Genomic DNA, 18263 nt, shown 5'->3' with positions numbered 1-18263 from the left:
TCCCGATCTCTTATGTGTAATATTCTCCGCTTCCATTTTTCGTCCACAACTTACTGATTCCTTCAAATATCGCAAACACGATCAAAGTAATTCCCAGGAAGATCATGCTGTAAATACTTGCGATATTGCGGTCGCCACCTTGCAGATACGGCACCATAACAATCGCAAATGTCTTGACGCTTCCTCCACCGATCAGCAATGTAATGAAATACTGGCTGAACGAAACAATATAAGACATACTCATAGAAGCTAACATCACAGGCATTAACATCGGAAATGTCACTTTGAAAAATGCTTTCCATGGTCCGGCACCAAGTACTCTTGCCTGCTCTTCGAGTTTATTTCCAACTGCCTCTGTTCCTTCAATCATCAGATGTACTGCATACGGAAGCGAACAAATCGTATGTGCTACGACGACTCCGGTAACGGTATTGCTCAGTCCCCAGCGTATGAAAGATACCTGGATTCCCATCGCAAATACGGTAGAAGGTACTAAAAACGGCAACATCGAAAGGAAATAAAAGAAGCCTTTTCCTGCAAAATCATACAGCACAAGCGCTCTTGCTGTCATTGTGCCTATCATTACTGACAACACACCTACAACAGCAGAAATAAAAATGCTGGATGCAAACAACTGTATTAATTCTTCTTTTCTTCCAAATACTTCATCTAATGCACGAGTAGAAAAAACCTGTGGCAGGAGATTCGGCCATGCCCACCGTTCTGTAAATACCCAGACGATCATCGTCAGTATCGGAAATAGAATGAGAAATACAAATATCCCAAGCAGGATTTTGCCTAAATAACTGTTACTTTTTTTCATTGTGCTCTTTCTTAGCCTTTCTACGATTTAAAATCTCTGTATTTTTCTGCATCAGCCGAAAATATGCAACTGCACAGATCATGGAAATAATAGTAATAATTCCATTCAATGCCATTGCATACGGACGATTTTCAAGATCCGGATGAATGTACTGTGTATGTGCCAGGATCGGTAATGCTTCCGGGGAGGTCGGTCCCAGTAAAAGTGGAAGCTCATAAGCGCCCAGTGCAAATGTAAAAATGATCAGAAAACTGCTGCCAATCGCTCTTCGGCAAAGTGGCAGTGTAACTTTCATAAATGCCTTCAATCTGGATGCACCCAGATTGATCGCTGCTTCTCCAAGACTTCCATTAATATTGGCCATCAATGCAATGACAAAATAAATCACAAACGGAATCTCTTTCCACAAATATGCAATAATGACTCCTACACCATTCGTACTGTACAAAAGCTGTACAAAATCCTGCTGTTCTTTAATAAATCCCATTGCACATAAAAATCTGGCAAGCAGACCATTCTGCGAAAGAATATTCACTACAAACAGTGCAACGACTACATGAGGCACAATGATCGGGAGCTGAATGATCCGCATCCCTTTTCCTTTTGTATCTGTATTCATAACAAGTACCGCACACATTCCGACTCCGATCAGAACTGCCAGAGTTGCTGATGTGACTGCAATATACAAGCTGTAAATGATTGATTTTACAATATCCGGTCTGGATAAGATCTCTTTATAATATTTAAATGTTGGTTCTGTAAGACCAAAAGCCGGAATCACCCCAAGACTTTGGGTGATTCCGGTTGCCAGTCCTGCTATAAATATGATTCCAAGTATAATCTGCGGAACCAACAACGCATATGGTATGAATTTTTTCCACATGTATTCTTTTCCACACTTACTAAATCTTATTTTGCTAAATTATTTGCCGACTACTTCTTCCTGCCAGATCTCTTCAATAACCGGAACAAGCTGTGCAGGCATCTCAGGAAGTCTCTTGGAAAGGAGCTCATCCTGTGCGATAACACCTTTTCCTAAGTCAACATTGTCAAATTCTTTCTTCTGGTCATCAGACAGTTTGTCATAAGATACAACCGGAAGAGTCTTCATCTCCTTGTAACGGCTTGCCTGGATCTCCGGTGACATCATCTCATTGATTGCTACCATTGCTCCGGCTTTGTTAGCAGAGTTTGCTGCGATCGCCATAAAGTTCGTATTACCGATTGTTCCTTTGTCAAACTGGAATGTCTGAGTTGTCTTCGGATAGGTTCCGTTGTCAATTCCTACAGCTGCATCATAAGCGTCATATGTCATATACATAACCAGTTCGCCGTCAGAGTACATCTTCTCACACTTTGTAGATGAATCCGGGAATGATTTTCCATCGTTCCACAGATATGGATTTAATTTCTTCAAGTAATCCAGTGCTGGCTGAATTGCTTTTTTCACAGTTGCTTTGTCTGCTTTCATATCCATGAACTGCTCGTATCCACCACAGGTTTCATAAATGATATTTCGTACAAATACGCTTCCTGTGAAATCCGGAAGTTTTGGATAGGTTACTTTTCCTTTGTATTTCTTGCAGAACTCTAAGAATTCTTCTGCATTCTTTGGAGTTTCTTTTGCAACAGCATTGTCTTTCATAAATACAAACTGTGCTTTTCCGTATGGTGCCTCGTATCCTTTGATCGGATATGCAAAATCATAATTTACATCTTCAGACTTGGTGTCAATATATTTTGAGAAGTTCGGAAGCTTGTCTGTAAATGGTCCGTACAGCATGTTTTTCTCTTTTGCTGATTTGAAGTTCTCTCCATTGATCCATATCATGTCGATGTCGCCATCTTTTTTGTTTCCTTCCATTTCTCCGGATAACTGGCTTAAAATCTGGTCGATGTCCATCGGAACACGTTCCATTTTAATGTCGTATTTTTCTTTCATGTCCGGTGCGAATACATCATCCAGCCATTTATTCAGGACTTCATCACCGCCCCATCCATAAAATGTTACGGTTGAGCCTTTGGCTTCCTTTTTCATGTCATCAAATGACATCTCTTCCACTTTCGAATTTTTCTTGTCCGAAGAGTCTTTGCTGCTGTTGCTGCTGCATGCTGCAAGTGAAAGTGTCATCATAGCTGCAAGCAACACCGACAAAAGTTTCTTTTTCATTGTGTCTCTCCCTTTGTATCATATATTTATGTAAATTTTATTTACATACAAAATGTATCTTTCAGAAACTGATGCATCTTCTCCAGAAAATCTGCGTCCAGATATGCGTTCAATTTCTCAAACGTAGACTGGTTAAATAACATTTTCCCAGGCTCTCTGTACTGTACCCATGCCATGGCACACCATGTAATTCCACGCAGGCAAGTGATTCCTGTAAACTGCATGGCACGTTTCTTCAATCCTGTGACATCGAATCTTCCGGCAACCGCCCTAATATATGTATCGAGGAAATCTAACATCTCCTCTCTTTCTAACAGCACATCCGTCTTCCAGAATGTCGTTGTCGGTGCCAGAAAATGTCCGAGGTCCTGCGCCGGATCGGCATATAACGGTTTTTCCCAGTCTACGAGATAAGTATATCCATTCTCATCTACAAGAAAATTCGTATTGTTCAATTCTGTATTGACGCAGCACTGGTAAACCGGCTCATTCGGAATGCTTCTTACAATCTTCCAGCCCGTATCCAGCATCTCACGAATCTTTTCTTTCTTCTCTTCTTCACCAAGCGATGATTCCATATATGTCTTCACCATTTCCTCACACTCATCCAGAATCGCTTCCAGCGGATTCTCCGGTGTGATCAGTGTGTGCATACCTTCTTCCGGCATCTTCACACTGTGAATATCTGCAAGACATTCTGCTGCACCGCCCAGTCCTTTGTGATAATCCAAAGTTGTTCCAGGCAAGAATTCCATGACCATAATGCCATGTTCCAAATACTCCAGACTGCCATCAACATAAAGTGGCTTCGGTGTTCTTCCGGAAGATTCCAGAAGTTTCAATGCGTGAAATTCATATTCAATCTGATGTCTTAAATGCATCTGGCTTCCGCAGTTCACGCGGAGCACCAGTTTCTTACCTGTCACCGGATGTGTAAATACATAATTACGGTTATATTCACCCTGCGCCAACATCTCATATCTCTCTGTCACTTCCTCCGAAAGCCCCAATACCTCCCGGTAAAAGGGAAGGCGGATATATTCTTTTAATCCTTTAATGCTATCCATATTTATCTCCTAAATTACAATACATCTATCGCACATCCTTATAGAGACTTGCGATCTTCTCGATCGAAACACCATCCCGATACATCTTGCGTAACCGGTTCATCAGCCACATGAGCTTTAATTTTGGAATGATTCCATCCGGGAAACGTCTGTCCGATGTGTAAATACGGTGTCTTGCCATTCCTAAGCGGATACCTTTTTCTTTTAAAGTCAGTGAAAACTGATAATCTTCCAGTATCGGCAGTTCTGCAAACATTCCTGCTTCAAAGAACAGCTCTCTTGTCACGAATATACCCTGATCTCCGAACATGACTTTCCGGTCTTTGATCCGGTGATTGGAAATCACGCGGCATGTCCACATAAAGAAATTTTTTGAATGAAATGCGATTCCAAAACATCCTGCCTGATGGTCTTTCATTACATACCGGATCTCTGGTACAAGTGTAACCGGAATTTCGCTGTCACAGTGCAAAAAACATAAAATATCTCCGTGGCTGTTCTTTGCACCGACATTCATCTGTGCTGCCTTTCCTTTGTCCGAATGATATACCGGAAATGTATCTCCCAGCAATTCCAATGTCCGGTCTGTACTTCCACCATCTACAAATATAACTTCACATTTATCTTTCAGGCCTTCCATCTGCCGTTTCATAGCAAGGATCGTTGTCTCTTCATTGTAAATCGGTATAATAATTGATATCTTCGTTGTACGCATCAGGTATTTTCCAGTCTGCGTTTTCTGTAATTTCGAATTCTCCCGCATCTTCTGCCGTAAAGCTATGACATCTTCTTTTCTGTCAATGTCACTTAATTCCCGGATACATCCGACCTGTAATCCGACTTCTTTCAGTCCTGCCAGTGTATTTTCCATCACACTGGCATGTCCATAACTCTGCTTTTCGAATACTTCTTTGTGCGGCTCATTCATTCCAACCAGATAGTAACCGCCGTCTTCCGTTGGTCCGAATACAATATCCTTCGTCTCTAATATACGGAATGCATTTTCCATATCTGTGCTATGAAGTTCCGGGATGTCTGTACCAAATAAAATGCAGGAATCATATCCCATCTTCAGGACATCTTCAATCGCAACATACATCCGCACACCAAGGTCTTCGCCTCTCTGCGGAAAATATTTTGCTTCTTTTCCAAAAATCTTACGGATCTTCTTCTCCTTATCTTCCGGCGTGTAACAGACAAAAATATCTGCTGCCGCCTGCTCACATTCTCTCTCAATATCCTTAAGCAGACAAATATGTATCTGCTCACACTGTTTCGGTGTAAAATACGGCATCAGCCGCGTCTTAGTCTTTCCCGGAACAGGCACTCTTGTAAAGACGATCACCGCCCGTTTATTCTTCATGTTCATTCTCACTCTCTTCCGGCTGTACATAACGTTTTTTGAGGAACGCACCCATTGCAAGCACAACCACTGCGAGTACGACTGCAATTCCAATATATAAAATTCGATTCTCTTTATCTGCCAGTCCGGCTGTCCCTACTGTATATATTGCCGTTCCCGGCAACATAAAAAGGAGGGAACATACGGAATAGATCGTAAATTTGATATCCGTTACTCCATACGCAAAATTCTGTAAATTGTATGGGAACAGAGGCACCAGTCTTGTGATCATTAAGATAAAGATCTCGTTGTTTCCAGATTCATCAAATAACCATTTTTTCAAATATTTGTTCTTCATAGCTGCCGGTTTGATACTGTCTTTCAGGAAAAATCTTCCTGCAATAAATGCAAGCATCGCACCGATCGTTGTTGCTACGGAACATGCGATTGTTCCGAGCACCGGTCCGAAGAGAAGTCCGGCTACAATGGCAAATGTGATTCCCGGCAATGCCAGTACTACACAACCGACAATTGTAAGCCCTGCATAGATTGCCAGTGCCGCCGGCAGGTTATTGTCTACCATATCGTCTAACATCTTCAGGTTGTTGATATTGCCAATATATTTCGACCATCCGAATATATGGTTCAGCACCAGAATTGTTATGATGATTACGACAAAAATAATTAATTTTATATGGTTTTCTTTTTTCTTCTCTTCGTTCATACCGCTACTCTTCCATACCTTTTATCTTTATAACTAGTGTTGGGACAAAGCCCCTGCTTATTGTTGAATGTAATTGTGTTTCCTTGACTACCAGATCATTTTCACTATTTGATCTTTACTGTTACTGTTTTCTTCTTATTACTTCCGTCAGTTGCTGTTACTGTAATCTTCACTTTTTTGCCTTTTCCGGCTTTCTTGGCAGTTACTTTACCGGAAGATGAAACAGTTGCATATTTTGTATTACTGCTTGTCCATCTGACTGTTTTGTTTGCACCTTTGCTTGCAGTTACTTTTACTTTTAATTTTAAAATCTTCCCTGCTTTTACAGATTTGGCTCCGGAAATGCTGATCTTTTTCACAATTCCTTTCATAGAAGTGATCGTATAACCGGCTTTCACTTTGCTTCCGTCTTTTGCAGTTGCTGTAATGGTAACTTTCTTACCACCTGAATTTTTCTTTAATGTCACATTGCCATATTTATCTACAGTTGCAACTTTTGTATTGCTGCTCTTCCATGTGACTGCTTTGTTTGTCGCATTGGATGGTGAAACCGCTGCGGTAAGCTTCACTTTCTTTCCTGCTGCAACTTTTTTATAAGAACCTGTAACTTTAACTTTTTTCACTTTTACAGTTGCAGGTTTTAATCTGCGATATGTGTATGTGTAATTGCGGCCAGCATCCCCGATCAGATCTTTATCCCATTTTACTGCCGGGCTGATGACCGGTTCTCCCGCTTTGTTTTTCACTACTTCATATCCCGGGATACTCTTCGGCGCAATGTCAAACTGTTGTACCATTGAGATTGCATAAGCCTCATATTTATCCGGTTTTGCAAGGGCTTTTCCTGTGCCCTCTTCTTTGTAATTTACAGTGACTGTTCGAATGTCTTCTTTATCTGTAAATGCGTATTCTGTTTCTTCTCTGATTCCAGTATTATCTACTCTTAATACTACGGACGGACTTTCCAGGAAATGTTTTCCATCCAGTGCTACCTGAATTGTAAATTTCTTAGGTTCGTCTGTTCTTGTGCCGGCGAATCTTGCCGGAAGGACTTCGATCAGCTGACTGTTTCCATCACCAACTGCTCCGTTCTTATTCATTCCTGCGATTGCAACGAATCGTAAGGTGCCATCTCATTCCGGAATGTCGTACACCGGGAAGATAATTCCATTCTCATCGATGGCACGAACTTTTACTATTTTGGAATCAAGATTTGTTCCATACAGACGAAGAACGGTTTTTAATTCTCCGACCTGTGGGGATACTTTTACTGTAATATCTTTATTGGAATCACCCGTGTTGTCTTTGTTATTACCGGTGATCGTCATTGTTGCCAATGTCTGCTTGGCCGGGTCTGTTCCTTTTGCCAATACAGAAATGATTGCCTTCTTCGCCGGGTTTCCACTATTTCCTTCGTATACTAACATGCCCTTATACTTTACATTAATCGCATAAGCCATGGTATTGTCTGTCGTATTCTCCGGCACAGTGACAGTCATCTGCGGACCATTCTCTGTCTTTACAACGTCAAGCGTTGTTCCGACTGCCGCATCTGTCTCTCCCGCTCCGGTTAAATACGCTTCTACATCCTTCTCAATATCAATCTCATCTACACGTACGCCTTTGAGTGTGGCAGTTACAGTTCCACCCTGATAGTCAAGAACCTCTTTACTAAGATCGATCTGACTGATCGTTGGTTTAGTAGTGATTGACCATGAAACTTCTTTGTTATACTTGTTATCGTCATTTTTTAATGCACCGGCTCCGACATAAAGACCGGAATCCACTCCAAGTTCGTTTTTCGTAAAATCTTCTTTGAAGCGAACGATAAGCTGATTTCCTTCGATGATCACTTCATCTTCATCTGAAACCGTACGGATTTTCTCGAATGTACCGTGCATTTTCGCAATATAGATTTTGCTCTTAACTCTCTCCATATCCGCATATCCAAACTGGATATCTTCCTTGAAAGTTGCTGTGATCGCATTGGAACCTGTCTGTGCGATCTGCTCTACTGGAAATTCCACCATATCTCTTGTCTTCTTTTCCAGTAAGACTGTTGTCTCAGCCTGTTCCTCAATTGTTTCCCCGTTTTTGACACCTGCTTTGATCTTTAAGTCAATATCATTCCTCATCGGGTTCTCCGGAACTTCGATGATTGCAGTGTCTTTTTTCACTTCTTTGACTGTAGGCTGTATCTTGTTCGATACAGACATTCCTCCCTCTTTCAAAGTCGCATCAAATTCTACTCCCCAGTTTTCGGATGTGAGACCTGTTCCGGTTGCTTTAACTGTAATCGTCCCTCCGTCCTCCGGAAGCGTGTCTGGCGTAGCTTTAACAGCTGTTACTACTGCCTCTTCCTGCGCTGCTTCGTCCTGTGCATGAACAGTGAATCCCTGTCCTGTTCCAGCCAGCATACAGCAGACGAGAGCAACAGAAAGTGCCTTCTTCCATCTGTTGTTTTTCATGTTTTTCCTCCTAAATGACCCGATAGTCTATTATGTAGCGTATCATATTTTCCGGCTTTTCTCTAATTGATAAATTCAATAAATATGGCTTATTTATCATTTGTATCAATAAATAAGCCATATTTTATATTTTTGTCGTTTTAATCAATAGATTTTCTATCTGTTTCCTTCTTCATCGATACTTTTCTTAGATTTCCCTTTAATTTTCTTCTTTAATCGCTTTATTTTCTCATTAAGAGCCAGTAGGAATGCCAGTCTTCTGCGCACCCTGCGAAGCGTATATTTTAACTGGTCTCTGTCATTCATCCGTTCCGTTGCTTTACATAGAAGAAAGTCTCCTGCCGACATCGACTTCATTCGCATGAGATCCGCATACATCCATGGTTCTTCTACCATATCTTCTGTCACGTCCTCCAGATCAACCGCATGCATTCCCTCCTCTTTCAGAAAATCATACAATTCTTGGTAAGCGGCAAAAGAAGTCTGTATATTCAAAGACCGAAACAATCCTCTTATCATCTTATTGCGAAAACTTTTCTCTACCAACGCAAAATCATCTTGCTTTTTCAACTGTTCCCATGTATAACGATACGATTCAAATGGGCATTTCCATGTCTCTGATGCCTGTGACGTTAAACTTCCTGGATTGTTCATTCTATAATAAGCAAGCTCTTTACTGACCGTTGTAATCCGCTCTGCATGATACATTGCCTGCATGACAAATGCAGTATCATTTCCCTGCCGGATATCCTGGAATGTAATCTCATTTTCCACAATGAACGCTCTGCGAAGCATTTTATTCCACAGCATGTTCGATGCAAAGCCAAAGATATCCCCCGGTATGTCATATTTATTAAATGGATCTTTCTCCGGCAATTTATCTTTTTGCAGATATCCGCCTGTTTCATATAATTTGCCGTCCCCGCGAAATTCACACACTTCACAGACACAGATGTCTGCCTGCACCTGCTCGGATTTGTGATACAGTTCCTCCAGTGCTTTTGGATGAAACCGGTCATCTGCATCCCAGAACACAACATATTTCCCCACTGCACATTCCAAACCTTTGTTTCTTGCAACTCCGGCATTGTGCTTTTCCTGCTCGATCAGATAGATTCTCGGATCTTTCTCCATGCGCTCACGTATAATCTTAATGGAGTCATCTTCTGATCCGTCACTGACGCACAGAATCTCAATCTCCCGGAATGTCTGCGCTTCTACAGAATCCATCATCTCTTCCAGGTGACTCTGCGCATTATGAAACGGAATGATCACTGATACCTTCGGCACATGCTCTCCCGACTCTTCTCTGACATTATTCACTTGTATCATTTTTTTATCTTCGTTCTTATCTCTGCTCCTGTTCATAAACTCTCCAGCTTTTCTTTCGAATATTCTGATACTTGCGGTATTCTCCCTTCTGGTAAAAATAAAACGCTTTTTTTCCGTCTATTCCCAGTTCGTGAAACCAGGTTTTCTTTAATATCTGATACAGTTCTTTCTTCTTTGGGCCATTCAGCGTCTCCAGATTCCAGAGCGAAAAATGCAATGCATAATTGATATAGTCCTGCTCCAGTTCATGATAGAGTCCTCTTTTTTTCAACTCCTCTCGAAGTTCCAGAAGTGCTTCATAAAAGCAGGTCCATGACTGTTCTCTTGTGTTAGACAGCGAATTCTGATTGTCTCTGCGCTGATGGATGAGTACTTCATCCAGAATCTCTATATTCTTTGCGGTCACAATAGCAAGGAAGGTAAATAGCAGATCGTTTGATGTGCGCTGTTCCTGGAAATAAAGTCTCTGTTCCTCTACAAAGCTTCGAAGAAAAAGCTTGTCCCATGTCCATCCGACAAATACTTTGAATACATTATCGGTAAACTGTCGGTAATTCATCGGGCGGTATGGAGGAAGTGCATGCCGCCTGATCGTCCATGTCACACTTTTGTACTCGCCGGTTGTTTCGTAGTATTGATCTGATCCAAACACCAGAAGCTCTGCCCGACTTTCTTTTGCTTTTTTATATGCTTTTTCCAGCATATCCGGTTCAAAGAAATCGTCTCCATCCAGAATGGATAAATATTCTCCTCTTGCAATGCGAAGTCCTGCATTTCTCGCCGCTCCGGCGCCGCCGTTCTCCTGACTGATTATTTGGATACGGCTGTCTTTTTCCGCATATTTTTCAAGAATCTGCTGTGTCCGGTCTTTCGATCCGTCATTTACACATATGATCTCAATCTCTTTTAACGTCTGTCCGATGATACTGTCCAGACATTGCGCAAGATATGTTTCTCCATTATAAACCGGAATGATCACCGATATTTTGCACATTTTATCTGCCTCCACGAAGTTTCTTCTTTAAAAGACTCGGTGCTCCAAGGAGAAGTTTTCCAACACGAAATGTTTTGGAACTCCTGATCTTTTTAATCTCTTGGCGAAGTTCCTGATTTTCTTCTTCCAGCTTCGTAATCTGTTCGAACACCTGCTGATTGATGGTTCTTGGATACACGCACATTTTATAATAATGCTCCGGATCTTGCACTATCCGTTCAATGTTATTCCATGTTTTCTTTGTAAATGTATCCGGATTAACATCTCCTAATGCAATTCCTCTTTTTAATTCCTCACTGAACCGCATCAGATACTCATAGCGGTATTCTTCTGCGATCCGCCAAAGTGTACCGAGGTAATTGTGATATTTTTTAAACCAGTATACATGACGAAAACGATTCCACAACGCTTCATCCCGCATTAAAATATCTTTAATATAGTCATATTCCTGATTAATACAATATACCTTTTCACGGTTATTCACGGATGAATTCGGATTATCTCTGCGATTCATATAATAAGGTGTATCTAAAATCATTGCACGCTTCGCATAGATAAACGTCTGAAACCAGAAGCCATTATCCTGAAAAGATGCTCCTGGTGTCTCATGATGTCTTATTTTATACTGTTCAAGAAAATCTCTTCTGTAAATACCACTCCATGTATTCATAATAAAGCGGATTGCATCCGATGTTTCACTCGGATTAAACACATGATTATAATCTTCCGGATTCAAACTCAGATGATTATAATATAATTCTTTATTTCCATTCTCTGCGGTTACAAAACGGTAAAAATCAGCTTTCACAAAATCCAGATTCTGTTCTTTTGCTTTTCTATACAAATCTTCATACATATTTAACGGAACATAATCATCCGGCTCCACAATGCCGATGTATTCTCCGGTCGCCGCATCCAGTCCACAGTTCATCGCCTTCCCATAGCCACCATTTTTCTGTGAAATAATGCGAATCCTGTCATCTTTTTTCGCATACTGCTCCAGAATCTGCTGCGAATGATCCGTTGATCCATCATTAACGCAGAGAATCTCAATCTCTTTCAGTGTCTGATGGATCACGCTCTCCATACATTCTTCCAGATATTCTTCTACATTATAAACCGGTATGATCACCGATACTTTCTTCATATTCCAAATTCCTCGTTTCTTATTGTTCCTTCGCTTTTTTGAAAAGTTTGCGTATCATACGAATGGGAAATCCAATCACTCTGGCTACACGGTAAGTAGCCGAATATTGGATGCCCGACAGCTTTTTCTGTGTCTTTGTAAGCTCTTTTCTGGTTTCCGCAAGTTCTTTTTTCAGCTTCTTAATCTCCACTCCACGGTCAAATTTCTCTCCATATGTGATCTGAAGTTTACGGTTGATCTCGGATTTTTCCTTATATGTCCGAAACAGTTTTTCCGTGATCCGTGTATGCTCTCTCACCAGCGTCTGGAACTGGATCTTATCCAGCCCCCACAATCCTTCATATGCGTACTTCTGTGCCTCCGGCATCTCGGAATATTGTTTTGCCGCACGCCATAATACAGTATGCATTGTATCATAAAGGACATCTGCCATCTCTTCCGGCATGGAATGGATTCCCAGAAAATGTTCCATCGCCACATAGCTCTTCATCAGTCCATAAATATGTTCAAAACTGGTCTTTGCCGTCATAATAGAACCCAATCGCACTCTGCGGTGGAAGAATTCCTTCTTCCAATATCCACATCTCTCTGCCATCAGCATTGTCATAAATGTAAAATCAATATCCTCATGCAAAATACCCGGCTGAAAAGCAAAATGATGTTCCTCAAGATACCGGCGTTTAAAAAACTGCATGCCTACATTTGTGCGGTACTCTTTTGTTTTCTGCATCCTTTGAAACATTTCTTTCCCATCACAACAAGCAGGATAGTTGCCCTTTCTCTGGTAATATCCGTCAAATTCGTTGTGCACATCCTCCATGTCTTTCTCTTCAAAGAACGCACAGCCATCGTAGTATAAAACTTCCAAATCATGTTCCTGACATCTTCCGGCAAGCTGTTCCAGTGCCTCCCGTTCCAGCCAGTCATCACTGTCCATAAAATAAATATAATCTCCGGATGCTGCTTTCATTCCTCTGTTTCTTGTCACAGACAATCCGCAGTTTTCCTGTGTATATACAGAAATTCTCTCATCTTCTTCTGCATAATGCTTCAAAATTCCCAGTGTATAATCCGTGGAACCATCATCAATACAGATAATCTCCAACTCTTTTAAAGTCTGTCCTGTAATGCTGTCCAGACACTCTTCCAGATATTTTTCCACATTATAAGCGGCAATCACAACAGTAACTACCGGATGCCCGATTGACTTTCCTTCCTTTATGCAACGTATAGCTCCATAATTCTGTCTGCGTTCCCGTTCTTTTTTCACCTCTCTGGCGTATGGAAGTCCACGCAGATAATTGATATTTTCAGGCATATCGTATTCTTCATCCGCATGCTCCAACAAATGCATATCCAGAAATCTGTCCGAACATAATTTATCGATCACTTTCTGGCGCACCTGTTCCGAATGAAGTGTCCGGAGATTATAAACACAGCCGGATGCCACCATATTGCAGAATCCTATCTCCAGTTCTTCATAAATACCTCTTCTTGTCAGCTCTTTATAAACCGATTCATACGCTTCAAGAAAACAAAGCGGGTTCTGATCCTTTCTGTTCTGCAGGCTTCCACCATAATTGACTCTGTAATATACCAGATCTTCTCTCACAGCCGCCACACGGTCCGCTGCTCCAAGTGCCATTAATGTAAAATAGACATCATTGCTATTCGGAAGATTCTGGAACTTAAGTTTCTGCTCCTGAATATATTCTCGCCTGAAAGACTTGTTCCACGGAGCAGGTGTTGTCAGTGTAAACAGTTCCCCCTCCATGGTCTTTCTCGAAAACACTTCCTGTACCGGCAGTAATTTTCTCCAGAGATAACGCGGTACGTGCTCCGATCTCCCTGTCAGATCATCATACCTCCTTGCTCCAAAAAGAATCACGTCCGCATTTGTTTTATTACCTTTTTTGGCAATCTCTTCCACAAGTGTATCTGTGAAAAAATCATCTGCATCCAGAAACAACAGATATTCGCCTTGCGCACTCTCCATTCCCAGATTCCGTGCTGCTCCGGCGCCTTGATGATTTTGCCTTAGTATCTGCACACGCGGATCCTTTTCTGTATACTCTTTCAAAATGGAAGCCGAGGCATCCGTCGATCCATCATCCACACATATGATTTCTATATTCGGATTCGTCTGTTTAAGAAGCGAATCCAGTGCTTCTCTTAAATAAGGTTCTGTGTTATATACCGGCATAATCACCGATACGTCTGTTTTTCCTACTTTTTTCATCCTCTTATCAATTTTCTCCACATTCTGACCGGGAAGCCTATACATCTTGCAAGGCGGTATGTTTTACATCCTTTGATTCCGTCAATCTTCTTCTTCAGCTCTCTGTTGATCTGTTTTAATTCTTTAATTTCCACACCACGGTCGAATTTCTCACTATAAGTCTGTTGCAATTTCCTGTTAATCTCCGATTTTTCCTCATAAGTCCGCTGTAACTTTTCCTGAAGCTCCGTTCTTTCACGCACCAATCTGTCTTTCCATTCTTCCAGAAATTGATTCCGTTCTTTTAATTTATCATTTTCTTTTATTTTTTTAGCCGTTTCTTTCCAGGTTCTCTCTCTTCTTTGTCTTTCAGCAACCTTTATTCTTTCTTTCAGTCCCGGAAAGCAAGATTCAAATTGAATCCGCTTCTTATCTTCCAAAAGCTCTTCAGACCTCTGCGCCATCCACGGGAGCTGCATATACACTTCCTTTATTGTTGTATATTTATCATGCCATGTCTCATAATCCAGTGTATCCGCTTCGTTTTGTAATTGCTCAAACTTCTTATAAAACATATCAAATATCCCTTGATTTTCTCCCTGCAATTCTTCTCTTAATGTCAGCAGCTGCTCTACACGGCTTTCAAAGGAATATTCTTCTTGCAACACCTGCCACATCTGTTCTACCCGTTCCCGGATTGCAGGATAATCAACCTGTATTTTTTTTGCCTGTTCTACAAATTGTTCTTCATTAGTATAAAACAGTACCGAATCTCCAAATAATTTTTCTATAATATCTACATAATCGGAAAGAACAGGAACTCCACATGCCATTGCTTCCAGTATCCTAGTATTCATGAAGCCATGTTCCGTCATGTCTTCATAATGATCGTTCAATGTAATCTTCGTCTTCCAGTACAATTCCGGCAGCATATAATTAGGAATGTTCTCTGCCATGACTGCATCGGCGTGCTCCGGCAGTAACTTATCCCATCCTTTTCCCCATATCTTAAGCGGGATATGATGCTCCAGCGCCCAAACAACACTTTTTCTTTTAATTCCTCTGGAATTACCTACAAACACCCAGTCATATTTTTTTTCTTTCTCCACTCTTGCCGGGTGAAAGATCTCCATATCTGCACAGATTAACAACTGACGTACCGGAACCTGCACTTTCCTACAGATCTCTTCCAGATACTCTTCTTTTGCGGAACCAATGCAGACCAGGTCATAGGCATTATACTCTTCCTCCGTAACTCTGTCCGGATGGCTTAAATTCCACATAATGTAAATGGTATCCGGATCCCTTCTGTCCGGATAATATGCTTCCGGTCCCCGCAATGCAACTACAACATCCGCTGCACCTTCGTTTTCCCATTCATCTCTGGATTCTATAACTGTATATACGCCTGCTCTGTTCAGATATTTTTTTAATGTACAGGCAAAAAAATAGTCAGACCAGTTCTTCTTCGATGCATTATTCGGGAATCCGGCTTTGATGACCCATATTTCTTTTCCGTTTGCCAGTTTTCTTCTATCTTCCATATCTGATTTACCGCTTTCTCCTCTGGATTCTTATTTTAGACACAGTATCTCCATTTTCTATATCTTATTAATTATAGAGAATATTTTCCGGACCGTCTAATTGATTTTTTCTATGATAGGTATTTTCTATATATCTTCTTAAGTATAACGAATAAACAACAGAAAAGTCCGCTGCTTCTCCATAACGCACCGGACTTTTCTGTTTATAATTGAGTAAGGGATCTATTCCATTCATTTATGTAGTTTTTCAGCTCTTATTTATACAGCGGATATTTTTCACAGATTTTGTTAACTTCTGCACGGATCTCATCTGCTTTTGTATCGAAATCTGTAACTGTCATCTTGATCAGTTTTGCAATTGTCTTCATATCTTCTTCTTTCAGTCCACGAGTTGTAACTGCAGGTGTTCCGATACGAACTCCGCTTGTTACAAACGGGCTTGCAGGATCATTCGGTACTGCATTTTTATTAACAGTAATATATACTTCATCCAGACGATTCTGTAATTCTTTTCCTGTAATGTTCATATTCTGAAGATCAACTAAGATCAGATGGTTATCTGTTCCACCACTTACAAGGTTAAATCCTTCTGCTACCATAGCATCTGCAAGTGCTTTTGCATTCTTAACAACCTGCTGCTGATACTCTTTGAATTCTGGTTTCAGAGCCTCTCCGAAGCATACAGCTTTTGCAGCGATGATGTGCTCAAGCGGTCCTCCCTGTGTTCCTGGGAAAATGGCTTTGTTAATTGCTTTTGCATGCTCTTCTTTGCAAAGGATCAGTCCACCTCTTGGTCCACGCAGTGTCTTATGTGTTGTTGTTGTTACAACGTCTGCATACGGAACCGGGCTCTGGTGAAGTCCTGCTGCTACCAGTCCTGCAATGTGAGCCATATCAACCATCAGATATGCGCCAACTTCTTTTGCGATATCAGCGAAAACATCAAATTTGATCTCTCTTGGATAAGCAGATGCTCCTGCTACGATTAATTTGGGTTTGCATTCATGTGCAATCTTACGAATCTCGTCATAATCCAAAAATCCTTCATCATTTACATTGTAAGGTACAAAATTATATAAGAGTCCTGATAAGTTTACCGGTGAACCATGTGTCAGATGTCCGCCATGTGCCAGGTTCAGTCCCATAACTGTATCCCCCGGTTTGATGAGCGCCTGATAAACTGCTGTATTAGCATTTGCTCCGCAATGTGGCTGTACATTTGCGTGCTCTGCGCCAAATAATTTCTTCGCACGTTCGATTGCAATATTCTCCAGAATATCTACGTCTTCGCATCCACCATAGTAACGTTTTCCCGGATATCCTTCTGCATATTTGTTTGTTGGAACGGTTCCCATTGCGAGCATAACCGCAGGGCTTACGATATTCTCTGAAGCAATCAGTTCGAGATTTCTTCTCTGTCTTCCAAGTTCCAGCTCCAGTGCTTTTCCAACTTCGTCATCATACTCTTTGATATAATTTGTTACATCTTCAATTCTGTTCATCTTATTGTCCTCCTTCGATACGCCTGTTTCCCCCAATAAAAAACAGGCAAAAAACCTTTGCTTCATTTACTAAAGATCTTTTGTCTGCCTCTGTCCTTTTACCTGAAAGATTGCTGATCGTTTTTCCCCCATATAACTGCCAGTTTACTTCTTCGGTACAATTAAAAATATTGTTCTCCAGAGTGTCGTCCGAATCCATTCCTTTTACCTGAGAGTTTCTGCCTACCCCTTCGGCTCCGTTTCGGATAAAGCCTAGCCCCTGTTCTTTATCCATACGGTATCTCACGAATTCATCTGCCGACTTATCAACTGCCCTTAGTATACACAATGCTTTTGTTTTCGTCAATAATTACAAAATAAGTTATTTTTTTATCATTTTTTTGTGTATTTATTATATCTATAGAGTTATCAATTTTATAGATAATCTATCTGAAAACTTCTTTGATACTGTCATAATGCAGGAAAATGCCTTCTCCGGCAAGATCTTCAATTTCTTTCTTTGTCGCGAAACGGTATCCCGCTGTTTCTTCTTCCTGTAAATGTATATCACTCTCGTCAATATCCAGAACAAAGCGATAAACATCTACAAAGTAATTATCTCCTTCTCCCGGGTTCTCTCTGTGATATGTGAAACAATACCCACCTTCCGCATTCCTTACATCCAGCCCTGTCTCTTCCTTCACTTCGCGTATAACAGCTTCTTCCGAAGTTTCTCCTGCCTGTGCTGCGCCTCCGGATACTTCCCACCATCCCGGTGCCCACGCTTTTGTCATTACACGTTTTGTGATAAGATACGTGTGATCTGATCTTGCAACTACTCCAAGTACTGTCAGATGATATTCATCATCTTTCAAGCACCAGTCATTTCTCTTCATCGTGCGACCGGTTGGATTTTTGTTTTTGTCATAAATATCCCAAAGTTCCATTCTTCT

Annotated in this window: 15 protein-coding genes and 1 riboswitch; all 15 genes read right to left on the bottom strand. The window is 41.1% G+C overall.

Features of this window, described 5'->3' with window-relative positions; all coding sequences use genetic code 11:
* Positions 1–10: 10 nt before the first annotated feature.
* Positions 11–823, bottom strand: a complete 813-nt coding sequence (locus DXC04_RS07715; protein WP_021860902.1) for an ABC transporter permease — start codon at positions 821–823, stop codon at positions 11–13.
* The gene (locus tag DXC04_RS07710; protein ID WP_118660653.1) at positions 810–1706 is read right to left on the bottom strand and encodes an ABC transporter permease; all 897 of its coding nucleotides are present in this window, start codon (positions 1704–1706) and stop codon (positions 810–812) included. The genes DXC04_RS07715 and DXC04_RS07710 overlap by 14 nt, the downstream gene beginning before the upstream one ends.
* A gap of 39 nt (positions 1707–1745) precedes the next feature.
* The gene (locus DXC04_RS07705; RefSeq protein ID WP_118660651.1) at positions 1746–2993 is read right to left on the bottom strand and encodes an ABC transporter substrate-binding protein; all 1248 of its coding nucleotides are present in this window, start codon (positions 2991–2993) and stop codon (positions 1746–1748) included.
* A gap of 41 nt (positions 2994–3034) precedes the next feature.
* Entirely contained in the window at positions 3035–4060 is a 1026-nt protein-coding gene (locus tag DXC04_RS07700) for a phosphotransferase family protein (RefSeq protein WP_118660650.1), read from the bottom strand.
* Between the two features lie 25 nt (positions 4061–4085).
* Positions 4086–5429 carry a TIGR04283 family arsenosugar biosynthesis glycosyltransferase gene (locus tag DXC04_RS07695; protein WP_243112119.1) on the bottom strand — a complete coding sequence of 448 codons (1344 nt, stop codon included), beginning with the start codon at positions 5427–5429 and terminating at the stop codon, positions 4086–4088.
* Entirely contained in the window at positions 5413–6126 is a 714-nt protein-coding gene (locus DXC04_RS07690; protein ID WP_118660649.1) for a TVP38/TMEM64 family protein, read from the bottom strand. Before DXC04_RS07690 ends, DXC04_RS07695 begins: the two co-directional genes overlap by 17 nt.
* Positions 6127–6230: 104 nt before the next feature.
* The gene (locus DXC04_RS07685; protein ID WP_118660648.1) at positions 6231–7226 is read right to left on the bottom strand and encodes an Ig-like domain-containing protein; all 996 of its coding nucleotides are present in this window, start codon (positions 7224–7226) and stop codon (positions 6231–6233) included.
* Between the two features lie 33 nt (positions 7227–7259).
* On the bottom strand, positions 7260–8594 hold the full coding sequence (locus DXC04_RS07680) for a hypothetical protein (protein ID WP_118660647.1): 1335 nt from the start codon (positions 8592–8594) through the stop codon (positions 7260–7262).
* 156 nt (positions 8595–8750) lie between these two features.
* Positions 8751–9962, bottom strand: a complete 1212-nt coding sequence (locus DXC04_RS07675) for a glycosyltransferase family 2 protein (protein ID WP_118288394.1) — start codon at positions 9960–9962, stop codon at positions 8751–8753.
* Positions 9943–10920 (bottom strand): glycosyltransferase family 2 protein, encoded by a 978-nt coding sequence (locus tag DXC04_RS07670; RefSeq protein ID WP_118288393.1) that lies wholly within the window; start codon positions 10918–10920, stop codon positions 9943–9945. The genes DXC04_RS07675 and DXC04_RS07670 overlap by 20 nt, the downstream gene beginning before the upstream one ends.
* A gap of 1 nt (position 10921) precedes the next feature.
* Positions 10922–12067: a glycosyltransferase family 2 protein gene (locus DXC04_RS07665; RefSeq protein ID WP_118660646.1), complete on the bottom strand. Its 1146-nt coding sequence runs from the start codon at positions 12065–12067 to the stop codon at positions 10922–10924.
* A gap of 19 nt (positions 12068–12086) precedes the next feature.
* Positions 12087–14306 (bottom strand): glycosyltransferase family 2 protein, encoded by a 2220-nt coding sequence (locus DXC04_RS07660; protein WP_158580463.1) that lies wholly within the window; start codon positions 14304–14306, stop codon positions 12087–12089.
* Complete coding sequence (locus DXC04_RS07655) at positions 14303–15829, bottom strand: glycosyltransferase family protein (RefSeq protein WP_118660644.1); 1527 nt, start codon at positions 15827–15829, stop codon at positions 14303–14305. Before DXC04_RS07655 ends, DXC04_RS07660 begins: the two co-directional genes overlap by 4 nt.
* 254 nt (positions 15830–16083) lie before the next feature.
* The gene (gene glyA / locus DXC04_RS07650) at positions 16084–17331 is read right to left on the bottom strand and encodes a serine hydroxymethyltransferase (protein WP_118519891.1); all 1248 of its coding nucleotides are present in this window, start codon (positions 17329–17331) and stop codon (positions 16084–16086) included.
* 80 nt (positions 17332–17411) lie between these two features.
* Positions 17412–17522: riboswitch (glycine riboswitch) on the bottom strand.
* Between the two features lie 234 nt (positions 17523–17756).
* Positions 17757–18257 carry an NUDIX hydrolase gene (locus tag DXC04_RS07645; RefSeq protein ID WP_118660642.1) on the bottom strand — a complete coding sequence of 167 codons (501 nt, stop codon included), beginning with the start codon at positions 18255–18257 and terminating at the stop codon, positions 17757–17759.
* Between the last annotated feature and the right edge of the window lie 6 nt (positions 18258–18263).

This window comes from Dorea sp. OM07-5 (assembly GCF_003481355.1).
GTDB lineage: Bacteria > Bacillota > Clostridia > Lachnospirales > Lachnospiraceae > Dorea_D > Dorea_D hominis.
This window is presented reverse-complemented; position numbering and strand designations above follow the sequence as displayed.

Coding starts and splice junctions, on each gene's coding strand:
- DXC04_RS07685 (WP_118660648.1), bottom strand. CDS start 7,226: ATGAATAAGAACGGAGCAGTTGGTGATGGAAACAGTCAGCTGATCGAA.
- DXC04_RS07675 (WP_118288394.1), bottom strand. CDS start 9,962: ATGAACAGGAGCAGAGATAAGAACGAAGATAAAAAAATGATACAAGTG.
- DXC04_RS07710 (WP_118660653.1), bottom strand. CDS start 1,706: ATGTGGAAAAAATTCATACCATATGCGTTGTTGGTTCCGCAGATTATA.
- DXC04_RS07680 (WP_118660647.1), bottom strand. CDS start 8,594: ATGAAAAACAACAGATGGAAGAAGGCACTTTCTGTTGCTCTCGTCTGC.
- DXC04_RS07700 (WP_118660650.1), bottom strand. CDS start 4,060: ATGGATAGCATTAAAGGATTAAAAGAATATATCCGCCTTCCCTTTTAC.
- DXC04_RS07695 (WP_243112119.1), bottom strand. CDS start 5,429: ATGAACATGAAGAATAAACGGGCGGTGATCGTCTTTACAAGAGTGCCT.
- DXC04_RS07660 (WP_158580463.1), bottom strand. CDS start 14,306: ATGAAAAAAGTAGGAAAAACAGACGTATCGGTGATTATGCCGGTATAT.
- glyA (WP_118519891.1), bottom strand. CDS start 17,331: ATGAACAGAATTGAAGATGTAACAAATTATATCAAAGAGTATGATGAC.
- DXC04_RS07655 (WP_118660644.1), bottom strand. CDS start 15,829: ATGGAAGATAGAAGAAAACTGGCAAACGGAAAAGAAATATGGGTCATC.
- DXC04_RS07690 (WP_118660649.1), bottom strand. CDS start 6,126: ATGAACGAAGAGAAGAAAAAAGAAAACCATATAAAATTAATTATTTTT.
- DXC04_RS07670 (WP_118288393.1), bottom strand. CDS start 10,920: ATGTGCAAAATATCGGTGATCATTCCGGTTTATAATGGAGAAACATAT.
- DXC04_RS07715 (WP_021860902.1), bottom strand. CDS start 823: ATGAAAAAAAGTAACAGTTATTTAGGCAAAATCCTGCTTGGGATATTT.
- DXC04_RS07665 (WP_118660646.1), bottom strand. CDS start 12,067: ATGAAGAAAGTATCGGTGATCATACCGGTTTATAATGTAGAAGAATAT.
- DXC04_RS07705 (WP_118660651.1), bottom strand. CDS start 2,993: ATGAAAAAGAAACTTTTGTCGGTGTTGCTTGCAGCTATGATGACACTT.
- DXC04_RS07645 (WP_118660642.1), bottom strand. CDS start 18,257: ATGGAACTTTGGGATATTTATGACAAAAACAAAAATCCAACCGGTCGC.